General features: G+C 73.4%; 20 protein-coding genes. 8 read left to right on the top strand and 12 right to left on the bottom strand.

Annotation, left to right across the window (positions count from 1 at the left end):
- The first annotated feature begins 69 nt into the window (after positions 1–69).
- A complete protein-coding gene (locus ACZ4M3_RS03940; protein ID WP_467729898.1) occupies positions 70–882 on the top strand; it encodes a class I SAM-dependent methyltransferase in 813 nt (270 codons plus the stop codon).
- A gap of 14 nt (positions 883–896) precedes the next feature.
- On the opposite strand, the gene ACZ4M3_RS03935 is transcribed toward ACZ4M3_RS03940, so the two are convergent.
- Positions 897–2,336: a multicopper oxidase family protein gene (locus ACZ4M3_RS03935; protein ID WP_467729896.1), complete on the bottom strand. Its 1,440-nt coding sequence runs from the start codon at positions 2,334–2,336 to the stop codon at positions 897–899.
- Between the two features lie 421 nt (positions 2,337–2,757).
- Here ACZ4M3_RS03935 and ACZ4M3_RS03930 point away from each other — a divergent pair, with 421 nt between their 5' ends.
- Entirely contained in the window at positions 2,758–3,261 is a 504-nt protein-coding gene (locus tag ACZ4M3_RS03930; protein WP_467729895.1) for a hypothetical protein, read from the top strand.
- Positions 3,262–3,323: 62 nt separating this feature from the next.
- Here the strand turns inward: ACZ4M3_RS03930 and ACZ4M3_RS03925 are convergent, their stop codons facing one another.
- From ACZ4M3_RS03925 to ACZ4M3_RS03900, 6 genes are all read right to left on the bottom strand, one after another.
- On the bottom strand, positions 3,324–3,917 hold the full coding sequence (locus tag ACZ4M3_RS03925; protein ID WP_467729893.1) for a TetR/AcrR family transcriptional regulator: 594 nt from the start codon (positions 3,915–3,917) through the stop codon (positions 3,324–3,326).
- A gap of 68 nt (positions 3,918–3,985) precedes the next feature.
- The gene (locus ACZ4M3_RS03920) at positions 3,986–4,579 is read right to left on the bottom strand and encodes a HutD/Ves family protein (protein ID WP_467729891.1); all 594 of its coding nucleotides are present in this window, start codon (positions 4,577–4,579) and stop codon (positions 3,986–3,988) included.
- A gap of 53 nt (positions 4,580–4,632) precedes the next feature.
- Positions 4,633–6,387, bottom strand: a complete 1,755-nt coding sequence (locus ACZ4M3_RS03915; RefSeq protein WP_467729889.1) for a glycosyl hydrolase family 18 protein — start codon at positions 6,385–6,387, stop codon at positions 4,633–4,635.
- Positions 6,388–6,536: 149 nt separating this feature from the next.
- Positions 6,537–7,928 carry a VWA domain-containing protein gene (locus tag ACZ4M3_RS03910; RefSeq protein WP_467729887.1) on the bottom strand — a complete coding sequence of 464 codons (1,392 nt, stop codon included), beginning with the start codon at positions 7,926–7,928 and terminating at the stop codon, positions 6,537–6,539.
- 136 nt (positions 7,929–8,064) lie between these two features.
- A complete protein-coding gene (locus tag ACZ4M3_RS03905) occupies positions 8,065–8,268 on the bottom strand; it encodes a cold-shock protein (protein ID WP_453408745.1) in 204 nt (67 codons plus the stop codon).
- A gap of 357 nt (positions 8,269–8,625) precedes the next feature.
- Positions 8,626–9,288 (bottom strand): NADPH-dependent F420 reductase, encoded by a 663-nt coding sequence (locus ACZ4M3_RS03900; RefSeq protein WP_467729885.1) that lies wholly within the window; start codon positions 9,286–9,288, stop codon positions 8,626–8,628.
- Between the two features lie 207 nt (positions 9,289–9,495).
- Here ACZ4M3_RS03900 and ACZ4M3_RS03895 point away from each other — a divergent pair, with 207 nt between their 5' ends.
- On the top strand, positions 9,496–9,978 hold the full coding sequence (locus tag ACZ4M3_RS03895) for a hypothetical protein (protein WP_467729883.1): 483 nt from the start codon (positions 9,496–9,498) through the stop codon (positions 9,976–9,978).
- Positions 9,979–10,045: 67 nt separating this feature from the next.
- Here ACZ4M3_RS03895 and ACZ4M3_RS03890 read toward each other — a convergent pair whose 3' ends face one another.
- The 4 genes from ACZ4M3_RS03890 to ACZ4M3_RS03875 form a co-directional block, all read right to left on the bottom strand.
- The gene (locus tag ACZ4M3_RS03890; RefSeq protein WP_467729881.1) at positions 10,046–11,407 is read right to left on the bottom strand and encodes an FAD-dependent oxidoreductase; all 1,362 of its coding nucleotides are present in this window, start codon (positions 11,405–11,407) and stop codon (positions 10,046–10,048) included.
- A gap of 148 nt (positions 11,408–11,555) precedes the next feature.
- The gene (locus tag ACZ4M3_RS03885; protein ID WP_467729879.1) at positions 11,556–12,089 is read right to left on the bottom strand and encodes a GNAT family N-acetyltransferase; all 534 of its coding nucleotides are present in this window, start codon (positions 12,087–12,089) and stop codon (positions 11,556–11,558) included.
- Positions 12,090–12,146: 57 nt separating this feature from the next.
- Positions 12,147–13,214 carry a GNAT family N-acetyltransferase gene (locus ACZ4M3_RS03880; RefSeq protein ID WP_467729877.1) on the bottom strand — a complete coding sequence of 356 codons (1,068 nt, stop codon included), beginning with the start codon at positions 13,212–13,214 and terminating at the stop codon, positions 12,147–12,149.
- Positions 13,215–13,259: 45 nt separating this feature from the next.
- The gene (locus tag ACZ4M3_RS03875; protein WP_467729875.1) at positions 13,260–13,751 is read right to left on the bottom strand and encodes a hypothetical protein; all 492 of its coding nucleotides are present in this window, start codon (positions 13,749–13,751) and stop codon (positions 13,260–13,262) included.
- A gap of 232 nt (positions 13,752–13,983) precedes the next feature.
- Between ACZ4M3_RS03875 and ACZ4M3_RS03870 the strand changes: the two genes are divergently transcribed.
- The 4 genes from ACZ4M3_RS03870 to ACZ4M3_RS03855 all read left to right on the top strand — a co-directional run bounded on the left by ACZ4M3_RS03870 (position 13,984) and on the right by ACZ4M3_RS03855 (position 18,036).
- Entirely contained in the window at positions 13,984–14,568 is a 585-nt protein-coding gene (locus tag ACZ4M3_RS03870) for an HPP family protein (protein ID WP_467729873.1), read from the top strand.
- Positions 14,569–14,718: 150 nt separating this feature from the next.
- Positions 14,719–15,468, top strand: coding sequence for a VOC family protein (locus ACZ4M3_RS03865; RefSeq protein WP_467730136.1), 750 nt, complete (start codon positions 14,719–14,721; stop codon positions 15,466–15,468).
- Between the two features lie 55 nt (positions 15,469–15,523).
- Positions 15,524–16,582: a PHP domain-containing protein gene (locus ACZ4M3_RS03860; RefSeq protein ID WP_467729872.1), complete on the top strand. Its 1,059-nt coding sequence runs from the start codon at positions 15,524–15,526 to the stop codon at positions 16,580–16,582.
- Positions 16,583–16,674: 92 nt separating this feature from the next.
- A complete protein-coding gene (locus ACZ4M3_RS03855; RefSeq protein ID WP_467729870.1) occupies positions 16,675–18,036 on the top strand; it encodes an NAD(P)/FAD-dependent oxidoreductase in 1,362 nt (453 codons plus the stop codon).
- A 10-nt stretch (positions 18,037–18,046) separates the two neighbouring features.
- Here ACZ4M3_RS03855 and ACZ4M3_RS03850 read toward each other — a convergent pair whose 3' ends face one another.
- Positions 18,047–18,922: a UbiA family prenyltransferase gene (locus ACZ4M3_RS03850; RefSeq protein WP_467729868.1), complete on the bottom strand. Its 876-nt coding sequence runs from the start codon at positions 18,920–18,922 to the stop codon at positions 18,047–18,049.
- Between the two features lie 108 nt (positions 18,923–19,030).
- Between ACZ4M3_RS03850 and ACZ4M3_RS03845 the strand changes: the two genes are divergently transcribed.
- The gene (locus ACZ4M3_RS03845; protein WP_467729866.1) at positions 19,031–20,092 is read left to right on the top strand and encodes a type III polyketide synthase; all 1,062 of its coding nucleotides are present in this window, start codon (positions 19,031–19,033) and stop codon (positions 20,090–20,092) included.
- Positions 20,093–20,095: the final 3 nt, after the last annotated feature.

Here is a 20,095-nt window from a genome sequence, read left to right as displayed (position 1 = left end):
CCGTCTCTCCGGCGGCCGCTACGGCCTGTCACGGCGCCGCGCGGGCGCCGGGTGCGCCATCGTTGCCCCATGACGGAGCAGAGGTTCGACGTGTGGGCGGCGGGGGACGCCTACGAGCGGTACATGGGGCGCTGGAGCCGGCTCGTCGCCGACCGGTTCGTGGACTGGCTGGGCGTCGGGGACGGCGCCGTGTGGCTCGATGTGGGCTGCGGTACCGGCGCCCTGACCTCCTCGGTCACCGCCCGGGCCCGCCCCCGGCTGATCGTGGGGGCCGACCTGTCGGCGGCGTTCCTCGCGACGGCCCGCGCCGCCGCCGGCCAGGCGGCGCGGTTCGTGCTCGCCGACGCGCTGTCGCTGCCCCTGCACGACGGCGCCTGCGACGTCGTGGTCAGCGCGCTCGCCCTCAACTTCCTGCCCGATCCGGGCGCCGGGGTCGCCGAGGCGGCGCGCGTGGCCCGACCGGGCGGACTCGTCGCCTGCTACGTGTGGGACTACCCCGAGGGCATGGGTCTGCTGCGCCGCTTCTGGGACGCGGCCGTCCTGCTGGATCCGGGCGCGGCCGCGCTCGACGAGGGACGCCGCTTCGCGCTCTGCCGCCCGGAGGAACTGCGCGCGCTGTGGTCCTCGGCCGGGCTGGAGGACGTACACGTCGCCCCGATCGGGGTACGGGCCGAGTTCGCCGCGTTCACCGAGCTGTGGGAGCCGTTCCTGGCCGGCCAGGGCCCCGCCCCCGGCTACGTGGCGGCCCTGGCCCCGGCCGAACGGGAGCGGCTGCGCGAAGCGCTGCGCGCTTGCGTGCCGGCCCGGCCGGACGGCTCCCTCACCCTGGATGTGCGCGCCTGGGCCGTCCTGGGCCGCAAGCCGTCCCCCGGTGGGCCCTGACGGGCCGTGCCCGGTCAGGAGATGCGCATGTTCGCCATCATGCCCATCGCGCCGTGGTCGAACAGGTGGCAGTGGTAGACGTACGTGCCCCGGTACCCGGTGAAGGTCGCCTGGATCTTCACCGTCTCGCCCGGCTTCAGCGGCACGGTGTCCTTGAGCCCGGTCTCGGGACCCTCGGTCACCGGCTGGCCGTTGCGTTCCAGTACCCGGAACTGCACGAGGTGCATGTGGAAGTTGTGCGGGGCGTACTGGTTGGCGTTGCGGACGGTCCAGATCTCGGTGGCGCCGTAGGCGATCTCGGTGTCGATCCGGTCCATGTCGTACGTCTTGCCGTTGATGTACGCCATGCTGCTCGGGGCGCCGGTCTCGTCCATCCGCATCTCGATGCTGCGGTCGACGGTGGCGGCGGGCAGCGCCGGGAGCGTCCTGAGCTTCGCCGGGACCACGCTGTCGTCGCGTGCGGAGCGGGTGACGCGGAACTGGAGGACCGCGCCGATCTCGTTGGCCGGCTCGTCCCGGTCGATGTGCTTGTTGCGGAGCTCGATGGTGGTGCCGACGGGGTAGCGGGAGAAGTCGATGACGACGTCGGCCCGCTCGCCCGGGGAGATGGACACCGTGTCGGTGCGGAAGGGTTCGGCCAGCAGGCCGCCGTCGGTGCCGATCTGCACCAGCTCCGAGTTGTCCGCGAGGCTCAGGCCGAAGAACCGCTGGTTCGCGGTGTTGGTGAAGCGCAGCCGGTACTTGCGCGCCGCGACCTCGAAGTACGGCCACGCCTTGCCGTTGGCGAGGATGACGTTGCGGTGCCGGAAGTCGCCCATCTCGTAGACCAGTTCGCCGGTGTCGGTGAAGCGGGCGTCGCGCAGCGAGACGGGGATGTCGTAGCCGCCGGACGGCAGGCCCAGCCGCCGTTCGGTGTCGTCGGTGAGGATGTAGGTACCCGTCATGCCGCGGAAGACGTTCTCCGACTCCATGTGGTGGGCGTGGTCGTGGAACCAGAGGTTCGCGTGCGGCTGGGTGTTGGGGTACGTGTACGTCTTGCTGCCGCCCTTGGCCGCGATCAGGTCCATCGGGGAACCGTCGCTGTCCTGCGGGACATGGGCGCCGTGCAGGTGGATCGAGGTCGGCACGTCCAGCGAGTTGGTCTGCTTGACGACGACCCGGCGGCCCGACTCGGCCTTGATGACCGGGCCGGGAAAGGAGCCGTTGAAGGTGCGCAGCGTGGTGCTCAGACCCGGCACGACCTCCTTGGTGGCTTCCTTCAGGGTCATCCGGTAGAAGCTGGTGGTGCTGGTGGTGAGGTAGGGCTGGAGTACCGGCGCCAGCGGCATCCGCTGCGTGAACTTCGCTATGCCGGCCGGGTCGAGCTCGGCTCCGGCGGCACGGGGCTCGTTGGCGGCGGCGTTCACGACGGGCAGCAGCATGCCGCCCGTTCCGATGACGCTGGTGGCGGCCACGCCTGCCCGGACGACGGTCCTACGACTGATCACTGTTCCCCCGAGGGTGCTGCCCCGGCGACTGACGCGCCGGCGGGTCGGCATGTACGTGGTGGTGGACGGGACAAGTGTGCGAGTGCGCGGTCGTGACTCACTCGTGCGCCGCACAAGCCCCGTACGGCCCGGGGGCGGCCTCCCGCCAAATGACGCCATCCGGCCAAATCTTTGGCATGGGCCTGACATTTCAAGACCCCTGTGGCACCTTCCGTGGACGTGACCGGACCGCACCGGTCCCCCGGACGGTCTCCGGTCCGGGCACGCAGGCTCTCTCCCCCGGCCGGCCCACGGGGTCCCCACCTCCCGCCACGGCCGGGCGCACTGCGGCGCGGCCCCCCGGGCCCCGCCCGTACACCCCCACACGTACGTGGCAAGGAGGAGCGACATGAGGAAGTTTCCGACCTGGTCGGGCGTCACCGCGCTGGTCGCCGCGGTGGTGCTCGGCGGATCCAGCACGGCCCTGGCCCTCGGGCCCACCGTCGGCCAGACGGTGGACGGCGTCATCGTCGTCGCGGGCAACACCTGTAGCTGGACGAACGCGCGCACCAGCGCGGTCCCGCCCGGCACCCTGACCGTCGACCGAACGAGCATCAACGCCCCCGGCGGCAACCTGGCCTGCGGCGGCGGCATCACCGCCACCCTCAACAACAACCCGGCGTTCACCTTCGACGACGCGAGCGGTGTCGCGAGGACGGACGCCATCGACATCAGCGGCAAACAGAGCTTCATCTCCTGCCGCTACAAGGCCACCAACATCGTCTGGAACCGTGACGGCTCAACCCGCAAGTACCTGAACCAGGCCTTCACGGCGACCAAGGTCTCGGGCAGTTTCCTCTGTCCGGGCTCGGTCACCACGGACGCCGGCGGCGCCTCCATGCTGTTCCACTGAACCGGGCCGCCTGACCCGGATGCGCGCCGCGGGCCCCCGCGGGCCGCGGCGCGCAGCACCGCTCACTCCGGGCGCAGGGAAAGCCAGATGCGGTCCGGGAGCAGCCGGGCGGCCTCCGCCAGGTCGATCTCGTACGTGCTGGACAGCCAGCGCCGGGCGGCCTCCGCGACCGGCCCCATGACCAGGACCTCGATGACGGGACCGGGCATCAGGGCGATCTCGCCCTTGGCCACCTGGACACCGAACCACTGCGCCATCGGCCGGAGCATGACGGCCTTCGCCGCGGAGATCTCCTCGGCGTGGACGGAGAGGTGGCCGGAGCCGGCCGAGGCGTGCAGGAAGAGCGCGGCGTCCCGCTGCTCCTCGGTGAAGCGCAGGTACGACCGGACCAGCGCCCCGATCCCGGTGCGCGCCGTACGGGTACGCAGCAGGGCGGTGGTCATCTGATCGAACAGCTCGCCCATGCAGCGGGTGTGGAGGGCGGCCGCGAGGCCGTCGAAGCTGCCGAAGTGGTGGTAGAGGCTGCCGAGGCTGACTCCGCTGGCCTTGGTGACGGCGTTGACGGTGAACCCCTGCTGTCCGGCCTCGGCGTAGACGCGCAGCGCGGAGTCCAGGACCAGGTCGACAGTGGCCCGGCCACGCTGTTGCTTCGCCATGCGGTCAGCGTAGAACAGAAACCGGTCGGCGCCGCTCCGGAAATCCGCCCCCGTCCGGCATGCGGTCGTCAGGGGCGCGGGGTCAGCCGGACCACGGCCGCCCGGCCGGAGGCGCTGAGCGCGCGGGTGTCCGGGCCGGTGACCGAGACGGCGTCGTAGCGGCCGAGCCGGAGGGAGCCGCCGAGCGTCGCCGGCCCGTCCAGGGCGACGACCAGCAGGGTGGCGCGGGGCGGCACGGTGAGTACCAGCTCGCCGCGTACGACGGCGACTTCGGCCGCGACGGCGGCCCTGCGGTACATCACGTTGAAGTTCACCACGGGGCCCCCGAGGAGCCGGCACTCGGTGGGCCGGTCGCCGGGGAAGTGCTGCGGGGCGAAGCGTTCGTCCACGAGCCGCCGCGCACCGCCGATGGTCAGCTCCATGCCCACGCCCTCGGCGAGGGTGAGCGTCCGGTCCACGCCGGGGAACACGGAGAACGGGCCGTCGGCGGTCACGTCGGCGAGGCTCACCCGCCAGTGGAAGTCCTCCGTGCCGGCGCCCTCGGGCAGGACCGCGATCTCCCGGGTGACTCCCCCGCCGTTCTTCCAGGGAGCCGCCGCGCGGCCGGCCGCGCGCAGGACGCGCACCCCGCCGCCGGTGCCGTCGGTGGTGCCGTCGCTCATGTCGCCGCCCTTCCGGGCCCGGGTACGCACCCGGGCCCGGCCGAGCCTAGCGGCTAGCCCACCGCGAGGTCGTCGGCGTAGACGGCGCCCTGGCCGTACCAGCCGTGCAGGTAGACGGTGACCGAGCCGGAGGCGCCGGTGGTGAACGGCACGGTCAGCTTGGTCCAGCCGGCCGAGCTGGTCCACGTACTGCCGGTGGCGCCGCCGCGCACGCCGAGGTAGGCGTAGCTGCCCTGCACCCAGCCGCTCAGGGTGTAGGCGGTGTTGGGGGCGAGGGTGAGGCTCTGCGCGCACTCGCCGGTCTGCGCGGAGGTCGGCGAGGCCTTGAGGGCGTACGAGCCCCCGTGCGCGGGGGCGTTGACGACGGCGCCGCCGCTCTCGCAGGTCCACGGCGTGAGCGAGCCGCTCTCCAGACCTCCGTTGACCAGCGGCCCGCTGCCGCCGCCCGGTCCGGGGACGGTCAGGGTGAAGCCGGCGGAGTGGGCGAGCCGGCTCCCGGTGGCGGTGATCGTGAGCGGGTAGCTCCCCGGCACGGCCGACGCGGCGACGGCGACGGCGAGCCGGGCGGACCCGCCCGCCGTGACGGTGGCGGGAGTGAGGGTGGCCGTCACCCCGGCGGGGGCCCCGGTGAGGGTCAGGGCGAGGGACTGCGCCGTGCCGGAGACGACCGAAGTGGCGACCGTGGCGGTGGCCGTGCCGCCGGGTGCGACGGAGGCCGATCCGGGCGTGACCGACACGGAGAAGTCGTCCGCGACGGGTCCACCGCCGCCCGTGAAGGGCGCGAAGGTGTGGCTGAAGTACCACGGGTCCTGGGCGATGCCCGAGCAGGTGTCGGAACCGCCGGTTCCGGGGCAGCCGCCGTTGTCGCGCTGGAGGGCCCAGAAGGAGAGGGTGTTGATGCCCTTGGCGGCGGCCCAGTCGTAGACGGCCGTCGCGTCGGCGGTGGTGAAGGTCTCGGCGGGGCCGTAGTCGTCGATGCCGGGCATCTCGGTGACGCCGGTCATCCCCCAGAGCTGGGCCGGGGTCTTGGCCGGGTAGAGGGCGGCGAGCTGGTTGTAGAGGCCTTCCGCGGCGGAGCGGGTGTCGTCGGCCATGTGGTGCGTGGCGCCGTCGTAGTAGTCGAAGGTCATCAGGTTGACGACGTCGACCTGCGCGCCCGCGGTCTTGGCGCTCTTGAGCACGGCCAGTCCGCTGCTCGCGAGGCCGGCCGTGGTGGTGGGGAGGGTGTAGGAGACCTGGAGGGGGCGTCCGTTGGCCGCGGCCCAGTCCTGCACCTTCTTGATCGCCTGGTTGCGGCGGTCGATGCCCGCCTTGTTGGTCAGCGAGTTGTCCTCGATGTCCATGTCCAGGCGGGTGACGTCGTAGGTGGTGATGACCTTCTCGTACGCGGCGGCGACCGAGTCCACGTTGGTGCAGCTGTCGGCGATCTCCGTGCCGCCGTTGTCGGCCGCGTAGCCGCCGAACGAGGGGATCACGTCCCCGCCGCGCGAGCGGATGGTGGCGAAGTCCGCGCCGAAGACGGACGCGGAGACCGGCTGGCCGGTGCTGCCGTTCCAGTACGGGGTGCAGGAGCCCTTGGCCTCGGTCTGCACGAAGGCCATGGTCAGGTACTTGGCGCCGGATTTCTGGGCGAGGTCGGCGGGGCTGCCGGAGGAGTAGGCCTCGAAGTAGGGGGCGAAGACGTGGGCGGGCAGCGGGGTCGCGGCTTGGGCGGCGCCGCTGCCCGCCCCGAGGACCAGGCCGGCCGACGCGGCCAGGGTGGCGAAGGCGGTGAGTAAGGAGTGGACGGGGCGTGGACGTCGTCTCATCGAAGCTCCCGGTGGGGCGCGAGCGAACGGGCGGACGCCCCATGATTGGTCTGGACCAGCGCGAGGTCAAGGGTCCAGACCAATCCGACTGGGCCGGGGCGCGCGGTCAACCCCGCCCCGGCACGGGCCGGTTGGGGCGGCATCGCCGGTCAGCGCAGGATGCCGGCCTCACGGGCGGCGCGGATCCAGGACGGGAACTCCGACAGGATCCGGTCGTACAGCTCGGGGTCGGAGACCCGGTCGATGTCGTCCACGGCGAAGAAGCCGACGTTGTCGACCCGGCGGCCGGGCATGGTGTCGAAGCGTTCCAGTACCCCGAACCCGGCCCGGCCGAGACCGACGAACTGCCAGAACACGGGCTCCTCGACGGCGGCGCGCAGCTCGCGTTCGATCTCGGCGTTGCGGTGGACGCCGCCGTCGGAGAAGAACAGGACCAGGGTCGGGGCGGGCACCGGGTGGTCGCGTACGTAGGCGCGCACCTCGGCGATGACCCGCTGCTCCTCGTTCTGGAAGCCGACGGCGCGCATGTCGACCTGTCCGGGGAGCAGTCCCTTGGCCGGCTTGTTGCGGCCGAAGAGGCTCATCTGACCGACGCGGACGTGCAGGCGCAGCCATTCGGGGAGTTCGGCGATCGTGAGGTCGGGCAGCCGGGCGGGGTGGGTGGCGAAGGTCCAGGCCTGCATCTCGCCGTCGTCGTCGAGCTGCGCGGCGACCGCGGCCATCCGCTCCACCACGCCGGCCACCGTGCCGCGCGCGTACAGGGAGGACATCGAGCCGGACGCGTCGAGCACGAGGACGACCCGGGCGCGCACTCCGGCGGCGCCGCTCTTGGTCAGGCTGACGGCGACCTGCTGCTTGCGCAGGGAGAGGCGCTCGCGCATCTCGGGGGGCAGCTGCTCCTCGCCCTTGACCAGCCGGACGGGAACGGCGGGCTCGGCCGCCGGGACGGGGAGCGGCGCGGGCGTGAGGGCCGGGGCGGGGACCGGGGCGGGCGTGAGGGCCGGGGCGGGGACCGGGGCGGGCGGTTCCTCGTCCACGGTGATGCCGAAGTCGGTCGCGAGCCCGGCCAGACCGCTCGCGTACCCCTGCCCGACCGCCCGGAACTTCCAGGCGCCCGCGCGCCGGTAGAGCTCGCCGCTGATGTACGCGGTCTCGGTCTCGGCGGTCATGTCGAAGCGGGCGAGCTCGACCCCGGAGGCCGGGTCGAGCAGCCGCAGGTGCAGCCCGGGGACCTGGCCGAAGCTGCCGCCGTCGGCGGACGCGCCCAGGACGACCCGCTCGACCTGCGGTTCCAGGGCGGCCAGATCGACGTCGAACGCGTCCGCGCCGGGCTGCTTTCCGAGGTGGCACACGGCGCCGGAGGCGTGCCGCGGCTGGTTGTAGAAGACGAAGTCGCCGTCGGAGCGGACGCACCCGCGGTCCGTCAGCAGGAGGGCGGAGGCGTCCACGTCCGGTACGCCCGGGCCGGGCGACCAGCCGAGCACGGCTCTGACGCGGGAGGCGTCGACGGTCAGGTTGGCACCTTTGCTCAGTATCGTCACGGCGCACAGTCTGCCGTCCGCCCCACCGGTGCGGAACGCACCGGGGAAGGGACACCTGCCCACCTGCGCCTGACCATGCGTCGGGGCCCGCACCTCACGGTGCGGGCCCCGACGGCTGTCACACGCCGATTGCGCGTCAGGCGGGAACGATGTTCTCGGCCTGGGGGCCCTTCTGGCCCTGCGTGACGTCGAACTTCACCTTCTGGCCTTCCTGAAGCTCACGGAAGCCCTGGGTGGCGATGTTCGAGTAGTGGGCGAACACGTCAGCGCCGCCACCGTCCTGCTCGATGAAGCCGAAGCCCTTTTCCGCGTTGAACCACTTCACGGTGCCAGATGCCATATGAGTTTCTCCTTTGGGGCTGTTCCCGGACCCACACTGTGCGGGCACCGGCGTCGAAGTAATGATTGCCCCGTCCGAAAATCATCCGGAAATAAAAAGTGCACCCGGCGGAGGTTAATCCGAGGGGGGCACTTGAAGTCTTTGGGAACCACAACTGCAACTGCGCTGACCGTAGCACAGTGCAGCCCCACCGGCACGGAAGGTTTCCGCTTTTTCATTCCCAACGCCGCGAATCTTCACCGGCATTCGATGAATTTCTGTACCGACGGCGACAGATATTCGCAGGCCGCCGGATTCCCGGCCGGTGCGGGCGGGGCCACGGGAGCGGTCACCCTCCACCGGTCCCGCCCGGTCCGGTCAGCCGCGGAAGGACCGCGGACGTTCCGGGGAGGCCTCGGCGAGCGCCTTGGTGACGGCTTCGGTGCCCGCGCGCAGGCCGTAGACCGGCGTGTCGGGCTGCTGGCGCCAGGACTCGTCGATGCCGCCCGCGTCGACGGTGTCGAAGCCGAGCTCGTCGATGAGGGCCCGTACGGTCTTCTTCGCGTTCTCGTCGTCACCCGCGACCGGCAGGGCCATCCGGTCGGGGTCCCCGGCCGGCCGGGGCCGTTCCAGGAGGTCGGCGGCGTAGGTGCCGTTGAAGGCCTTGACCACGGGGTGGCCCAGGTGGTTCTCGGTCCAGCGGCTCTCGGTCAGGCCGTCGTCCTCGATGCCGGGAATGCGGCCGTCCCGCTCCCGCGGGTAGTAGTTGCAGGTGTCGATGACGGCGAAGCCGTCCGCCGCGGCGTCGAAGAGCCCGGCGGGCAGGTCGGGCACGTTCTTGAGGGGGACGGTGACGACGACGACCTCCGCACCGCGCGCCGCCTCCGTGACCGGGACGGGCGTGGCGCCGGTCTCCTCGGCGAGCGCCGTGAGGGTTTCGGGTCCGCGGGAGTTGGCCACGGCGACCTCGTGCCCGAGGGCGGTGAGCCGTCGGGTGAGGTTGCCGCCGATGTTGCCGGCGCCGATGATGCCGATCTTCATGAGCTCTCCAGTGCAGTACGCGGTTTCGGGTATCGCCTTCGTCCGAACCCCGCGGGGCGCCACGGCATTCCGGCCCGCTCGGTCCTTCCGGGTGGTTTTTCGGCCATTTTCCGTGGCGTGAGAACCGAAGTGGCCCGGGTGCGGTCTTTCGGGGCAGCGCCGGGGACCGTACCGGCGCGTATCGCACACGGGGAAAGGTACGAAAATATGCCCAAGCTTCCGGCCAGGCGCACGTCCATTGCCCTCGCCACCGCGGCGACCGCCGCCGCGGCCGCGGTATCCCTCACTTTCGTCACCGGCGCGGCCGCCGCCACGCCCGCCCCGCACGCCGCGGCCGCGCTGCCGTCCGTGTCGGGCAGCCCGGAGGGCGCGTTCACCCGGATCGCCGACTTCTACGGCTCCTACATCGACGCCGTGTACGACGGTGACGGCAAGACGGCCGACCAGCTGCGCGCCTTCTACCTCTCCAAGCCCCTCCAGCAGGAGCTGAAGCAGTGGGAGGCCGCGAACCATGCGAACGGCGTGTTGCGCGCGCAGAACGTGCCCCTCCAGTGGAAGGTCGCCTCCACCGGCAGCGGCACGGGCAAGACGAACGCCACCGTCACCCTGACGTGGGGCGGCGGCGACACCACAGAGATCCACGTCCAGGCCGACCTCAAGACGCGCAAGATCACCGCGATCGAGGGCTGATCCGCGATCCGACGCACGAGGGGGGCCCGCCGACGGCGGGCCCCCCTCGTACTGTCACACCTCGCGCTCAGGCGCCGCTCGCGCCGAGCATGTCCTCGCGCTCCACCAGCTTCACGCGCTCCCGGCCCTGCGGCTCGCCCAGCGCCTTCTCCGCGGCGTCCAGCTTGTACCAGCCCTCCCAGGTGGTGAAGCGGACCCGGCGCTCCGCCAGGAACGCCTCGACCGCTTCCGGCGCGGGCGCGGCCGGGGTGAGCAGCCGGCCTTCGGCGTGGTCGGCGAGCAGGTTCGCCACGGTCTCGTTCGCGTCGCCCTTGGTGTGGCCGATCAGGCCGATGGGCCCGCGCCGGATCCAGCCGGTGACGTACGTCGAGGGCAGGTGCGCACCGGCCTCGATCACCCGGCCGCCCTCGTCGGGGACCGTGCCGGACTCGACGTCCCAGGGGAGCTTGGGCAGCTCGTCGGAGAGGTAGCCCACCGCCCGGTACACCGACTGGACGTCCCAGTCCGTGAACCGGCCCGTGCCCGTGACGTTGCCCGTGCCGTCGAGTTCGGTGCGCTCGGTGCGCAGGCCGACGACCCTGCCGTCCTCGCCGAGCACCTCGACGGGCGATTCGAAGAAGTGCAGGAACAGCTTGTGCGGGCGGTCGCCCGTGTCGCGGATGGCCCAGTTCTCCAGGGTCTTGGCGACCATGTCCGCCTGCTTGTTGGCGCGGCGGGTGGCGATCGAGCCCTCGTCGTAGTCGATGTCCTCGGGGTTGACGATGACCTCGATGTTCGGCGAGTGGTCCAGTTCGCGCAGCTCCATCGGGCTGAACTTCGCCTGCGCCGGGCCGCGCCGGCCGAAGACGTGCACTTCGAGCGCCCGGTTGGCCTTGAGGCCCGCGTAGACGTTCGGCGGGATCTCGGTGGGCAGCAGCTCGTCGGCCGTCTTCGCGAGGATGCGGGCGACGTCGAGCGCGACGTTGCCGACGCCCAGGACCGCGACCTTCTCGGCTTCCAGCGGCCAGGTGCGCGGGACGTCCGGGTGGCCGTCGTACCAGGAGACGAAGTCGGCGGCGCCGTACGAGCCGTCCAGTTCGACGCCCGGGATCCGCAGCTCGCGGTCGGCGGTGGCACCCGTGGAGAAGATCACCGCATCGTAGAACCCGCGCAGCTCGTCGAGGGAGATGTCGTTCGGGTAGTCGACGTTGCCGAAGAGGCGGACCTGCGGCTTGTCGAGCACCTGGTGCAGGGCGGTGATGATGCCCTTGATCCGCGGGTGGTCGGGGGCGACGCCGTAGCGGATCAGGCCGAAGGGGGCCGGCATGCGTTCGAAGAGGTCGATGGAGACGCCGGGTTCGGCGGCCGCCTCGGACTTCAGCAGCGCGTCGGCCGCGTAGATGCCGGCGGGGCCGGCGCCGACTATCGCTACCCGCAGAGGGCGAGGCATGGTGTGGGTTCCCTTCGACCGACAACTGACTGATCAAGGGAACCCTAAACTAAGGCGACCCTAACCCGGCACCCGGCCCCTGCTTATGACCCCATAAACAGCTCTTATGGCACCCCAAAGGGCTGCTTGGGGGGCGGGTGGGTCGGGGTCAGGCCTCGTACTCCGTGAGGTCGATGGAGTGGACGTCGAGCAGGGCGCCGGACCCGGGGGCCTCGACCCGTCGGTCCGATTCCATGCCCAGCTTGCGGATGACGTTCTCGGACTCCTCGTTGCCCGCCCGGTTCACCGCGATCACCCGGTCCAGTCCGCGGTCCTGGAGGGCGAACTCCAAGGTGGCCTGGGCGGCCTCCGAGGCGTACCCCTGGCCCCAGAACGGGCGGCCGAGCCGCCAGGTGATCTCCACGTCCGGCATCACCGCGGGCAGCCACTCCGGCACCGTGAGACCGACGACGCCGATCAGCTCACCGGAGGCCAGCAGCTCCACGGCGAACAGGCCGAAACCCTCCTCGTCCCACTCGTCCTCCCAGCGCTCGATGGCATCGGCCGTCTCCTCCAGGTCGAGCGTGGATCCGTCACCGATCCAGCGCATCACCTCGGGGTCGGCGTTGATCTCGGACAGCGGGACGAGGTCGTCGTCGGTCCAGCGGCGGAGCAGCAGGCGGGGGGTACGGATCTCGGTCATGCCCTCATCCTGCCGAACGCGGCCCCACCAGGGTTAATCGGGGCCCCGCGCGGGGGCTCAGCGGCGGCGCAGGAGGTAGTGGACCGTGCCGTCCACAGCGGCGTCCCGCTCGAACCCGGCCCGCCGGACCACGGCGTGCGAGGGGGCGTTGCCGTCTTCGACCACGGCCCGCAGCGCGGTCAGGCCCGGCTGCGCGAAGGCCCACCCGGCCAGGGCGCGCACGGCTTCGGTGGCGTGGCCGCGGCCCCGGGCCGAGGGGACGAGGTCGTAGCCGATCTCCGCGCGCCCCTCGGGGTCGGGGGCGCCGTGGAAGCCGATGCCGCCGATCGCCCGGTGGTCGGCCTCGCGGACGATGGCGTACGGGCCCCAGCCGGGGTGGTACTCCCCCACCTCGCGCGCCAGGCCCAGCATCCCGGCGGCGATCCGGGTCCCCTCGGGCGGCCCGTCCCCGGCCCAGACGAAGCCGCCGGGGCCGCCGGCGTGCAGGTCGGCGGCGGCCGTGGGGCCGATCTCGCACAGCACCACGCCCGCGCCCCTGACCGGGTCGGCGTACCAGCGCCAATCGCGCCGGCCCGGCAGGTCGGGGAGGTGGGCCCGGCCGGTCGCGGCCAGGAGCGAGCCCCACGCGTCCGCGGCGGCGGAGCGCGGGGCGTGCGGGAAGAGCCGGTCGAGGATCAGGGCACTGGTCCGGGCGGAACCGGCCCGGTCGGCGGCGCCCAGGCCGCGGCGGATGTCGTGGGCGTGCAGCAGCAGCTCGGTGGCGCCCATCGCGGCGAACCCGTCGGCGCCGGCCACGCCCGCGGGGTGCCAAGCCCGGTCTCCCGGGGCGGCCGCGCGGACGGTGGCCGCCAACAGCCGGCCGCCGGCTGCGACGAGGTCGATCAGGCCGCCGGGCGGGGTGCGGGGAGCGGCGCCGACCGTGAGCGGCAGCCAGGACGCGGGAACGCGCCCGGCCAGTTGGGCGGCGAACGCCGTCAGGTCCGCGGCCAGGTGGACGGCCGTGTCATGACAGCTCCACTCCAGCCCAGCCGCCGCTACGGACCAGTCGCGGTCCGCCACCTCGCGCAGGGCGTCCACCGTTTCCGCGACGGTGCGGGTGAGGTCGCGGGCGGTGAAGGTCGTCATGACGTCGACCTTAGGCCGTCCGTGGTCCGGTCCGGCTCCGTACGCTCAGTCGGGGAGGCCGGAGCCGCAGCGGGAGCAGTAGCGGGCGTCGCGTTCGGCCGCGAGGCGGCCGCATTGGGCGCACACGCGGTGCAGGAGGCAGGCCGGCTCGCCGCCCCCGTCGGCGGCGGACGGCGCACCGATGCCGAGGCCGGGGCGGCGCGGGTGGACCGTGAGGTAGGCGATGCCGTCCGGGCCCGCGGTGAGGGCGCGCCGGGTGTTCTTGGCCAGCAGGGCGGCGGTGTGGGGACGCAGACCGTGCGGGCCGTCGTCGGTGTCGAGCCGGCCGCTGCCCTCGACCACCACCAGCAGCACGTCCAGCAGCGGTTCGCGGTGTTCGGCGATCGCGCCGCCGGGCGGCAGCCGGATCAGGTTGGCGTCCAGTGCGCGTCCCGCCTCGGTCAGCCGCCAGAGCGCGCCGCTGGCGTCGGCGGGGGCTGCTGCGATGACCGCCTCCAGGTCGGTGGGGGCACCGGCGAGGTGCGAGCGCGTCGTCATGTTCGTCCTTCCTGGTCCCTCAGCGGGACTGCCCGTGGCCCCCGCAGTCATACACGATCGGTTCCGGTCATTCGTGGCCGATCGGTACTTCGCCGACCCCCGACAACGGTCGTCGTGCGTCTGACCGATAAAATCAGGACACCGATCCCCCGATCAGGTCACCGTCTGCCGTCCCGCCCTTGCCGCCGTGTGCCCCGGCCCGGCCGCCCGCACCGGAATCGCCCTGCCGCACATGAGTTCCGACACCGCCCTGTATCCGCCCCCGCCCGCCACCGACGGCCCCGCCCCGGCCGGACCCGTCGTCGCCGAGCCGTCCCGGCAACCCCGGACCCTGACCGGCAGGGCTCCGGCGCGCCCCACCCCGGCCGCCGCCTTCCACAGCGTCAGCGCCGTGACCACCGTACTGCTGGGCCTCGTGGCGATCGGCGCGATGATCCACGAGCCGGTGCTGATACCGCCGCTCGCCGCCAGCGCCGCCCTGGTGCACAGCGCGCCCACGCTGCCGCTGGCGCAGCCGCGCGGGGTGGTGCTGGGCCACCTGCTCGGTGCGGCCGTCGGTTACGGGGTGCTCTCGCTGGCCGGCAGCAGCGCCTGGGCGGCCGCCGTCGCCGCGGGCGTCACCCTGGCCCTGCTCATCCTCGCCCGCACCCCGCACTCCGCGGCCTGCGCGACCGCCGTCATCGTGGTCCTCCAGAACCCGGCGCCGGCCAGGTTCGTGCCGCTGCTGTTCGGTTCCACCGTCCTGCTCGTCCTCACCGGCTACGCCGGCTCCCGCATCCGCCGGAAGGCCCCGAAGTACCCTGCCTATTGGTGGTGACTCCACAGTGGCGCGCCTGCGCGCCACCGAGGGTGCTCGGGCGCTACTTCTTGTGACCGGACGGGGCGGTCACGGTGGCGGTGAAGGGCGGAACAAGCGGTGGAGATTTCGACGAAGGACGTGTTCGGGGCACCCTGCTGGGTGAGTCTGATGGCCCGCGACCTGGAGGCCTCCCAGCGGTTCTACGCGGCGGTGGTGGGCTGGAGCTTCCGGCGGACGCGCCTCGGTGAGGGGTTCTCCGTGGCCCGGGTCGACGGGGTGCCGGTGGCCGGCATCGGCGCCCTCGCCGTGGACCTGGCGGTGGCCGTGGCCTGGACCCCGTACTTCGCGGTGGACGACGCGGACGTGGCCGTGAGCCGGATCAGGGAGCGCAGCGGCACGGTCGCCGTGGGGCCGGTCTCCTTCCCCATCGGCGGCCGCGGCGCGCTGGCGGCCGACGTGGACGGCGCGGTGTTCGGGATCTGGGAGGGTCCGGTGTCCTCCGACTGGCGGGTGGGCCGCGGCTCGGCCCCGGCGTGGCTGGAGCTGCGGACCCGCAACGCGTTCGACGCGGCCCTGTTCTACGGGGAGGTGCTGGAGTGGGCGACCGGCCGGCCGGGCTGCTGCGAGGTCTCCTACGAGGAGGACCAGGTGGTGCTGCGGCACGACGGGGAGCCCGTGGCCCGGCTGAACAGCGGGCCCGTGGAGGCGGCCGCGTACAGCCCGCACAGCCGGCCCCGGTGGCACGTCCACTTCCGGGTGCCGCGGCTGGAGCCGGCCATCGAGGCGGCCGTCTCGCTCGGCGGCCGCACCGTCTCGGACGTCACCTCCAACGCCCGGGAGCGGTGGGTGGCGCTGCGCGATCCGGACGGGGCCCTGTTCACCCTCACCACGTCGCTGTCGACGCCGCTGGAGCCGTGATCGCCGATGTGCCCGGCGCGTCGTCCCTTGCCACACTGGGCACAGGAGGTGCGCGATGGACCCGGTGGCGGCGCTGAACCGCATCGCCTTCCTGCTGGAGCGCGGCCGGGCCCCGACGTACCGGGTGCAGGCCTTCCGCACGGCGGCGGGCGTCGTCGAACGGCTCGGCCCGGACGAGGTGGCCCAGCGGGCGGGGGCCGGTTCGCTGGAGGCCGTGAAGGGCCTGGGCCCCAAGACCGCCCAGGTGGTCCGGGAGGCGCTCGCCGGGGAGATCCCGGGGTACCTGCGGAAGCTGGAGGACGAGGTCGCGGCGCACCCCGAGGGACCGCCCGCCACCGGGGCCGCCCGGGCGCTGCGGGCGGCCCTGCGCGGTGACTGCCACCTGCACTCCGAGTGGTCCGACGGCGGCAGTCCCATCGAGGCCATGGGCCGTACCGCCGCCGAGCTGGGCCACGAGTGGGCCGTGCTGACGGACCATTCGCCGAGCCTGAAGGTGGCCCGGGGGCTCTCGCCGGAGCGGTTGCGCGAGCAGTTGGACGTGGTGGCGGAGCTGAACGCGCGGTGGGCGCCGTTCCGGCTGCTCACCGGCATCGAGTGCGACATCCTGCTCGACGGGTCGCTCGACCAGGACCCGGAGCTGCTGGAGCGGCTCGACGTGGTGGTGGGCTCCGTCCACTCGAAGCTGCGCATGGACGCCCCGGCCATGACCCGCCGGATGATCGCGGCGGTGCGCAATCCGCTGATGGACGTCCTGGGACACTGCACCGGGCGGCTGCTGACGGGAAGGACCCGTCCGGAGTCGGAGTTCGACGCGACCGCGGTGTTCGCGGCGTGCGCCGAGTCCGGTACGGCCGTGGAGATCAACAGCAGGCCGGAGCGGCTGGATCCGCCGCGGCGGCTGCTGCGGCTGGCCGTGGCGGCCGGAACCCTCTTCGCCATCGACACGGACGCGCACGCCCCCGGGCAGCTGGACTGGCAGCTGCTGGGCTGCGAACGGGCGGTGGAGTGCGGGGTGACGGCGGACCGGGTGGTCAACACCTGGCCGGCGGACGAGCTGATCGCCTGGACCCGCACCCGGCGCCCGCCCCTGCGGCGGTCCGAAGCCGTCCCGTAGGCGTGGAACGGGCGCCCGGGGGTTCATGACCGGCGGCGACGGGGCAGACGTACCGGACACAGCAACCGAGCTCTTGCGAAGGGACCTGCACCGTGTCGCGATCGAGGATTCTCGTAGTGGGCGCCGGCTTCGCCGGGGTGGAGTGCGTACGTCGGCTGGAGCGCCGGCTGTCCCCCGCCGAGGCCGAGATCTCACTGGTCACACCGTTCTCGTACCAGCTCTACCTGCCGCTGCTGCCCCAGGTGGCGGCCGGGGTGCTGACCCCGCAGTCCGTCGCCGTCTCGCTGCGGCGCAGCAGCAAGCACCGCACCCGGATCATCCCGGGCGGGGCGATCGGGGTGGACCCGAAGGCCAAGGTCTGCGTGATCCGCAAGATCACCGGCGAGACCGTGGACCAGCCCTACGACCTGCTGGTCCTCGCGCCCGGCAGCGTCACCCGTTCGTTCGACATCCCCGGGCTGGGCGAGTACGCCCGGGGCATGAAGACCCTCGCCGAGGCGGCGTACCTGCGCGACCACGTGATCGCTCAGCTCGACCTGGCCGACGCCAGCCAGGACGAGGCGGAGCGTACGGCGCGGCTGCAGTTCGTGGTGGTCGGCGGCGGTTACGCGGGCACCGAGACGGCTGCCTGCCTCCAGCGCCTGACCTGCAACGCGGCGGGCCGCTACCCCCGGCTGGACCCGCGCCGGATCAAGTGGCACCTGGTGGACCTGGCCCCCAAGCTGATGCCGGAGCTGGGCGACAAGCTCGGCCGGACCGCGCTGGACATCCTGCGCCGGCGCGGCATCGAGGTGTCGCTCGGGGTATCGGTGGCCGAGGTGGACGCCGAGAAGGTGACGCTCACCGACGGCCGGGTGCTGCCGAGCCGGACGCTGATCTGGACGGCGGGAGTGGCCGCGAGCCCCCTGGTGGGCACGCTGGGCGCGGAGCTGCTCAAGGGCCGGCTGGTGGTGCGCCCGGACCTGACGGTGCCGGGCGCCGACGGGGTGCTCGCCCTCGGGGACGCGGCGGCCGTGCCGGACCTGGCGACGGGCGGGGACGCGCTGTGCCCGCCGACGGCGCAGCACGCCATGCGGCAGGGGCGGGCCGCCGCCGAGAGCGTCATCGCGACGCTGCGGGGCGCGGCGCCGCGCCCGTACGTGCACAAGGACCTCGGCCTGGTGGTGGACCTCGGCGGGCGGGACGCGGTCTCCAAGCCGCTCGGCATCGAGCTGCGGGGCCTGCCGGCGCAGGCGGTGGCGCGCGGCTACCACTGGTCGGCACTGCGGACCAACGTGGCCAAGACCCGGGTGCTGACGAACTGGCTGCTCAACGCCGTCGCGGGGGACGACTTCGTCCGTACCGGCTTCCTCGCCGAGCGGCCCGCCACACTGCGGGACTTCGAGCACACCGACTCCTACCTGACGCCGGAGCAGGTCCGCGAGCACACGGCGGCGCTGCACGCGCGGAGCTGAGCCGGAGCGGTCACAGGCTGCCCGCGCCGCGGGCCAGGAGCAGGACGACGTCGGCGGCCGCGACCGCGAGCGTGCCGAGGAACGGGGCGCGGCCGCGGCCCCGGCCGGTGCCGAGCAGCACGGCCGCCGTGAGGGCGAGCAGCCCCCACCGGAGCGGGGTCACCGGCCCCGGCGGTCCGACGACCAGCGCGGCGGCCGAGCCGAGTACGAGGAGCGCGGCCAGTGCGGCCGAGCGGCGGGCGCCGAGCCGTTGCGGGAGCCCGGTCACCCCGGTGGCCAGGTCGTCCGTGATGTCGGGCAGCACGTTGGCGAAGTGGGCGCCGACGCCGAGCAGTGCGGCGGCCGCGCCGAGCCACAGCGGCGGCCACGGCTGCCCCGGGAGGCCGAGCGTGACGAAGGCCGGGAGCAGGCCGAAGGCGAGGGCGTACGGGAGCCAGGACGCGAGGGTGCTCTTGAGCCACAGGTTGTACGCCCAGGCGGCCGCCACCGCGCACAGGTGCACGGTGCCCGCGAGCCACCCCGAGGCCAGGGAGAGCGCCGCGCACAGCGCCAGCGCCGCGACCGCGGCTGCGCTCACGGTCGCGGGCCTGACGGCCCCCACCGCCAAGGGCTTGTCCGGCCGGCCCGTGAGCCGGTCGCGCCGCAGGTCGGCCCGGTCGTTGCACCACCCCACCGAGAGCTGGCCGAGCGCGACGGCGCCGGCGGAGACCGCGCAGCCGGCGGGTCCGCGGCCGGCGGCCGCGGCCAGCACGGCGGTGAAGAGGGTGACGGCGGCCGCCGGGAGCGGGTGGCAGGCGGCCAGCAGCGCCGCGGCGACGGGCCCGGGGCCGGGGCCGGGGCGGGCGGCGGCCTCCCCGGGCGGTGCGGTCTCGCGGGTGGTGGGCACGGCCCCACGCTAAGGGCCGTGCGCCCCGGGGCGCGGGCCGGACGGGAGGCGGCACGCCCGGTTCGTACGGTTCAGTGAAAAATGCCGATTCTTCCCTATGTTGGGGCGATGACACGTGTCCTGGCAGTGAGCAGCGTGTTCCCGCCCCATGCGTACCGGCAGTCGGAGATCACCGAGGCGCTCGCCCGCTGCCTGCCGCCGGGGTCCGACCGCGGCCTGCTGCGCCGGGTACACGCCTCGGTGCGGGTCGAGCGCCGCCACCTGGCGCTGCCGCTGGAGCGGTACGGCCCCGGGAACGACTTCGGGACCAACAACGCCCTGTTCGTGGAGGCGGCGCTGGAGCTCGGCGCCCGCGCCGTCCGTGACGCCCTGGCCGGGGGCGCCCTCCCCGCCCGGGGCGTGGACCTGGTCATGTCGACGACGGTGACCGGGCTCGCCACCCCTTCGCTGGAGGCGCGGCTCGCCGCCCGGACCGGTCTGCGGCCCGACGTCCGGCGGCTGCCGCTGTTCGGGCTGGGCTGCGCGGCGGGCGCCGCCGGCCTCGGCCACCTGCACGACCACCTCACGGGCCGGCCGGGGCACGCCGCGCTGCTGCTGTCCACGGAGCTGTGCTCGCTCACCCTCCAGCCCACCGACACCTCGATGGCGAATCTCGTGGCCGGGGCGCTCTTCGGGGACGGGGCGGGGGCGCTGCTGGCGGTGGGCGCCGGTCATCCGCGGTACGGGAGCGCCGCCGGGCCCACGGTGGTGGACGCGCGCAGCCGCCTCTACCCGGGGACCGAGGCCCTGCTCGGCTGGGACATCGGCCACTGGGGCTTCCGCATGGTGATGGGCCGGGAGCTGCCCGGACTGATCAGGCTGCACGTGGCCGAGGAGGTCGAGGCCTTCCTCGCCGGGCACGACCTCAAGCCCGCCGACGTGGCCGCCTGGATCTGCCATCCGGGCGGTCCGAAGATCCTCGACGCCCTCGGGGACGCCCTGGGGCTCGCCGACTCGGCGCTGGCCGCCAGCCGGCGTTCGCTGGCGACGGCGGGGAACCTCTCCTCCGCCTCCGTGCTGCACATCCTCGGCGAGGTCCAGAGCGCCGGGCCGCCGCCGCCGGGCTCGGTCGGGCTGATGATCGCCTTCGGTCCGGGCTTCGCCTCCGAACTCGTCCTCCTGCGCTGGTGATGC

The organism is Streptomyces sp. NPDC026522 (assembly GCF_055567555.1).
The sequence above is the reverse complement of the archived record's forward strand: the minus strand, read 5'-3'. Positions and strand labels throughout refer to the sequence as shown.